Below are 4688 nucleotides of genomic sequence, written 5' to 3'. Positions count from 1 at the left end.
GCGCAGCCGACCGTCCGGGGCCAGCAGCTCCAGCTCCAGGTCCCAGCCCTCGCCGGTGCGAGCGGCCGTGGCCATGGCCTGGCGCAGCTTCTGCTCGGAGTCGCGCATGAAGCCGCGCAAGACCGCCTCGCTGTCCGGCTCGGTGCCGTCCGGCAACTGGTGGATGGCGTGGGTCTGGCCCGTCCAGCTCAGCCGGCCGCTGTCCACATCCAGCTCCCAGCCGCCGACGCCCGCCATCTGGCCGGCGCGCTCCAGAAAGGCCTCGTTGCGTGCAAGCTGGCGGTTGCTGTCGCGCAGGGCCGTGTCGCGCTGCTGCAGGGCGGCCGTCATGGCGTCCAGGGCCTGCGACAGCTGGCCGAGCTCGTCCTTGTCTGCCAAGCCGCTGCGGGCAGCCAGGTCACCGCCTTCGACGGCCTTGGCCACGCTGCGCAGCTTGTCGATGGGCGCGAGCACGCGCTTGAGCAGCAGGCCGGCCAGCAGCAGCGTCAGCGTCAGCAGCGTGGCCTGCGTGGCGACCGCCAGCCAGCGCTGGCGCACGGCGTCGCGGCGGCGCGACTCGACGAGGTCGCGCGACAGCTCGAAGGCGCCGTCGCTGACGCGGCGCGTTTCGTTGACCAGCTGGTCGGTCAGCATCTCGCGGCGGGCGACACCATCGGCATCGACGGCTGCCGACTGCGAGGCCTGGCGCAGCGCGGCGAAGACCTGCGGCAGGCCGCGGGCCGTGTCCTGCAGGTCGCCGACCTGCTCGGCGCTGGCCGCGTCCGCGCCGGCGTAGTTGGCCAGCGCCTGGCTCAGGCGCTGGTGCACGAGGTTCCACTGCCGGGCGGCGCGTTCGCTGTGGTACAGGCCGTAGTCCTGGGTCAGCACCAGCAGGCCGGCGGCGTCGCGCGCAATGACCTCGACCGTCGTGCGCTGCGCGTCATTGCGCTCGGAGGCTTCGCGCTCGATGGCGATGCTCGTCAGCCGCGTGCCGACGACCAGCAGCGCCGCGATCACACAGGTCATCAGGGCGGGGCGCAGGCGCATGGTGGTTTACTTGACTATCGTCATCGAGCGCGGATCCAGCGCGCGCAGCGGCTCGACGCGCATCAGCTCGAGATAGTCCGGCACGGCCTTGTTCTCCACCAGGCCTTCGCGCACCGCCCAGCGCGACTCGGCCTCCAGTGTCGACAGCAGGTTCTGGTCGAGGCCGAGGTGGAACTCATAACCGTCAAGCTGGGCGGCGGCATTGCGGGCGCCGACCTTCCAGCGTGCCCCGAGCAGCTCGTGGGCGCGGCCCGGTTGGTTGTTGAGCAGGGCCACGCCGCGTTGTGCCGCCTTGAGCATGCGCAGCAGCGTGGCCTGGCTGAGCCCGGGCTGGGCAACGAGGTTGACCATGACGGTGTAGGGCCGCAGTGTCGACAACTGCACGCCCTTGGGGCCGAGCTGCTGCAGCGCCTGGGGGCCCGCGGGGCGGTAGAGGCCGGCCGCGTCCACCTCGCCGCGCAGCAGCGGCTCGGCGCCGCGATCGGGGTCGATGAAAACGAGGTTGACCGAGTCGCGCGGCACGCCATTGACGAGCAGGAAGACGTTGGTGAAGTAGTGGGCGCTCGTGCCGCGCACGACGCCGATGCGCTTGCCGGCGAGATCGGCGGGCGTGCGGATGCCGCGATCAGTGCGCGCCACCAGTGCCGTGTCGCGGGGCGTTGTGCCGAAAGTGGCGACGATCTCGAAGCGGTGGCCGGCATGCAGGGCGAACACCATGGGCGTGTCGGCCACCGTCGCGATCTGGGCCTCGCCGTCGGTGAGGTGTTTGAGGCAGCGCCGGCCGTTGATGCAGCCGATGACTTGCACGTCCAGGCCCTCGGCCGCGAAGAAGCCCTCCTGCGCGGCCAGCTGCAGCGGCGCGAACAGCGTCGAGTCGCCAATGGCGATGACCAGGGGAGCAGCCGAAACCGCGGACGTGGTCGCAGCGAGCAACAGGCCGGCGAGCCAGCGGCGCAGTGTGGAGGGGGCACAGGAAGTCAGGGACATGTCGGGTCCTGGTCTGGCGCAGTGTGTGGGCCGCCGAGCCGCGGCTGGCGCTCAAGCGTGGGCATGGGCCTCGCTGGCTTCGCCGATGCGACCGCGGCCGGCCGCCTTTGCGGCATAGAGGCCGCGGTCGGCCGCTTCGACGAGGGACTCGCCACGTGTCAGCACGACGCTGGCGTCCAGATCCGGCCGGGCTGCGGCCCAGCCGACCGAGACACTGACGAGGCGGCTCGGTGTCGCATCGGCATGCGCCAGCGCCAGGCCGGCCACGGCGTCGACGATGCGCTGGGCCATGGCACGCGCGCCGGCCGCGTCGGTCTGCGGCAGCAGCACGGCGAACTCCTCGCCGCCGTAGCGCGCGGCGAGGTCCGCCGGGCGACGGATGCAGCCGCGGATGGCGGCGGCGATCTCGCGCAGGCAGGCGTCGCCGGCCACATGGCCGTAGCGGTCGTTGTAGCGCTTGAAGTGGTCGACGTCGATCAACAGCAGGGCCAGGCTCTCGTGGCCGCGGCGGGCGCGCTCGCACTCGAGGCGCAGGTCCTGGTCAAAGCGGCGGCGGTTGGCCAGGCCTGTCAGGCCGTCGGTCAGGGCCGAGGCGCGCAGCGCGTCGCCCAGGGCCTTCAGGCGCAGCTGGGTGCGGGCGCGCGCGACGACGACCTCGGCCACCGGCGGCTTGCGGATGAAGTCGGAGGCGCCGGCCGCGAAACCAGCCACCTCGACGGCGACCTCGGTGTGGCCGGTGATGATGATGACGGGCACGTCGGCCAGCCGCGGGTCGGCGCGCAGCGCGGCACAGACCTCGAAGCCCGAGAGGCCGGGCATCTCGGCGTCGACGAGGACGAGGTCGGGCGGGCTCTCACGCGCCAGGCGCAGCCCGTCCTCGCCGGACAGCGCGAAGCGCAGTTCGCCCAGGCCGTTGAGCATGCGCGCCAGCACCTGCACGCTGGCGGCGTCGTCGTCGACCAGCAGCAGGCTGTGGCGCGTGTCCAGCTGGGTGGGCCAGCTGTCGGGAGCGGGCAGCTTCATGTTGCGAGCGGCGGCTCGTGGCCGTCGGCAGTCGCAGCGCACACGCAGACCCGGCCCGGACCGGCCTCGAGCGCCGCGGCCAGCGCGGCGGCGGCGGCCACGCTCGGGTCGCCTTCGCTGACCAGCAGCCCGATGCCGATGGCCAGGGTCAGTTCGGCATCACCGGCCAGCGCTTGCTGCAGGCGTGCGGCCAGCGCCGCGGCGCCGGCGGCCGTGGTGTCGGGCAGCAGCAGCGCAAAGACTTCGTCGCCGTGGCGCGCGACCAGGTCGCCGGGCCGCTGCAGCGCCTGCTGGGCCAGGCCGGCGACATGACGCAGCGCGTTGTCGGCGGCGCCTTGGCCATGGCGCTTGCGGTAGGCCGCCAGGCCTTCGAGGCCGGCCAGCAGCAGGGCCAGCGGCTGTCCGCTGCGGCGGGCGCGGCGGCATTCCAGGTCCAGCTCGTCGTCGAACTGGGCACGTTCGGCCAGGCCGGTCAGCGCATCGCGGCGGGCCAGGCGCAACAGGCGCTGGGCGGTGCGATGCAGGCGCAATTGCATGGCGACGCGGGCGCGCAGGGCCGGGCCGGCGACGGGCTTGGCGACGAAGTCGGCCGCGCCGAGCTCGAACACGGCAGCCTCGACGCTGGCGCCGGTGTGCTGGGTGACGAAGATGACGGGCACCTCGGCCAGCAGCCGGTCGGCCTTGAGCTGGCGGCAGACCTCGAAGCCGTCGATGCCGGGCATCTCGGCGTCCAGCAGCACCAGCTCGGGCTGCCAGCTCCGCGCGATGGCCAGGGCCTGGGCGCCGTCGGTGGCGAAGCGCAGCTGGCTGTAGCCCGACAGCAGCCGGCCGAGCATCTGGATCATGCCGGGGTCGTCATCGACGAGCAGCACGCGGGCATCCGCCAGGGCCGGCAACAGGCTGTCGAGCCGGCTGGCCAGCGGGCTGGGCGCGGCGGGGTGGAGAGGGCTGGGGAGGGTCAAAGGCATGGCGCGGCCCATTTTGGGGCCGCGCAGCGAGGCTGAGTCAATCCGGGTTGTCTGTGGGCTGGCTGGCCGCCAGCAATATCTCGAAACGGCAGCCGCGGCCGGGCTGGCTGCGCACCTCCAGCCGCCCGCCCATGGCCTGCACCAGGTCGCGCGTCAGCGTCAGGCCCAGGCCCGTGCCGGGGATGGCGCCGCCGTCACGGCCGAGGCGGTTGTAGGGTTCGTAGAGGTGGGCGAGCTGGTCTTCGCTGAGGCCGCAGCCGCGGTCCTGCACGGCCAGCACGACCTCGGGGCCGCGGGCTTCGATCTCGACCGCGATGCAGATGCCGTCGCCGGCGTACTTGATGGCGTTGGACAGCAGGTTGTCCAGACATTGGCGCAGGCGGCGGGCGTCGGCGCGCACGCGCACGGGCGGTGCCGGTGGCGGCGCGCTCAGCAGCATGCCGACGGCGGCGGCCTGGGCGGCGGCCGGTTCGCAGGCCTGCCCGGCCAGGGTGTGCAGCTCGACATCCTGCAATTCGACATGGAACTGCCCCGACTCCATGCGCGCGACGTCGCTGACGTCGCCGAGCAGCCCCGACAGCTGGCCGACGGCGTCGAGGATGTGGGCGAGCTTGTCGGCCTGGCTGGCGCTCAGGCGTTCGGCCTGCATCAGCTGGGCGAAACCCTTGATGACGTTGACCGGGT

Annotated in this window: 5 protein-coding genes; all 5 read right to left on the bottom strand. The window is 72.9% G+C overall.

The features are described 5' to 3' along the window. On the bottom strand, positions 1-1026 hold a 1026-nt coding region (locus tag AC1DU6_RS20590), incomplete at its 3' end, for a HAMP domain-containing protein (RefSeq protein WP_477859234.1). Between the two features lie 6 nt (positions 1027-1032). Next, positions 1033-2013 (bottom strand): ABC transporter substrate-binding protein, encoded by a 981-nt coding sequence (locus tag AC1DU6_RS20585; protein WP_477859232.1) that lies wholly within the window; start codon positions 2011-2013, stop codon positions 1033-1035. Positions 2014-2064: 51 nt separating this feature from the next. Next, on the bottom strand, positions 2065-3036 hold the full coding sequence (locus tag AC1DU6_RS20580) for a diguanylate cyclase domain-containing protein (protein ID WP_477859230.1): 972 nt from the start codon (positions 3034-3036) through the stop codon (positions 2065-2067). After that, positions 3033-4004: a GGDEF domain-containing response regulator gene (locus AC1DU6_RS20575; protein ID WP_457350280.1), complete on the bottom strand. Its 972-nt coding sequence runs from the start codon at positions 4002-4004 to the stop codon at positions 3033-3035. Before AC1DU6_RS20575 ends, AC1DU6_RS20580 begins: the two co-directional genes overlap by 4 nt. Before the next feature lie 37 nt (positions 4005-4041). Next, on the bottom strand, positions 4042-4688 hold a 647-nt coding region (locus AC1DU6_RS20570), incomplete at its 5' end, for a sensor histidine kinase (protein ID WP_477859229.1).

Source organism: Roseateles sp. P5_B10, assembly GCF_056400485.1.
Note: the sequence above shows the minus strand (reverse complement) of the source record. Positions and strands in the feature narration are given on the sequence as shown.

What these genes read in the sequence shown, in the direction of transcription:
- AC1DU6_RS20580 (WP_477859230.1), bottom strand. Translation starts at nt 3,036, where the DNA reads ATGAAGCTGCCCGCTCCCGACAGCTGGCCCACCCAGCTGGACACGCGC.
- AC1DU6_RS20585 (WP_477859232.1), bottom strand. Translation starts at nt 2,013, where the DNA reads ATGTCCCTGACTTCCTGTGCCCCCTCCACACTGCGCCGCTGGCTCGCC.
- AC1DU6_RS20575 (WP_457350280.1), bottom strand. Translation starts at nt 4,004, where the DNA reads ATGCCTTTGACCCTCCCCAGCCCTCTCCACCCCGCCGCGCCCAGCCCG.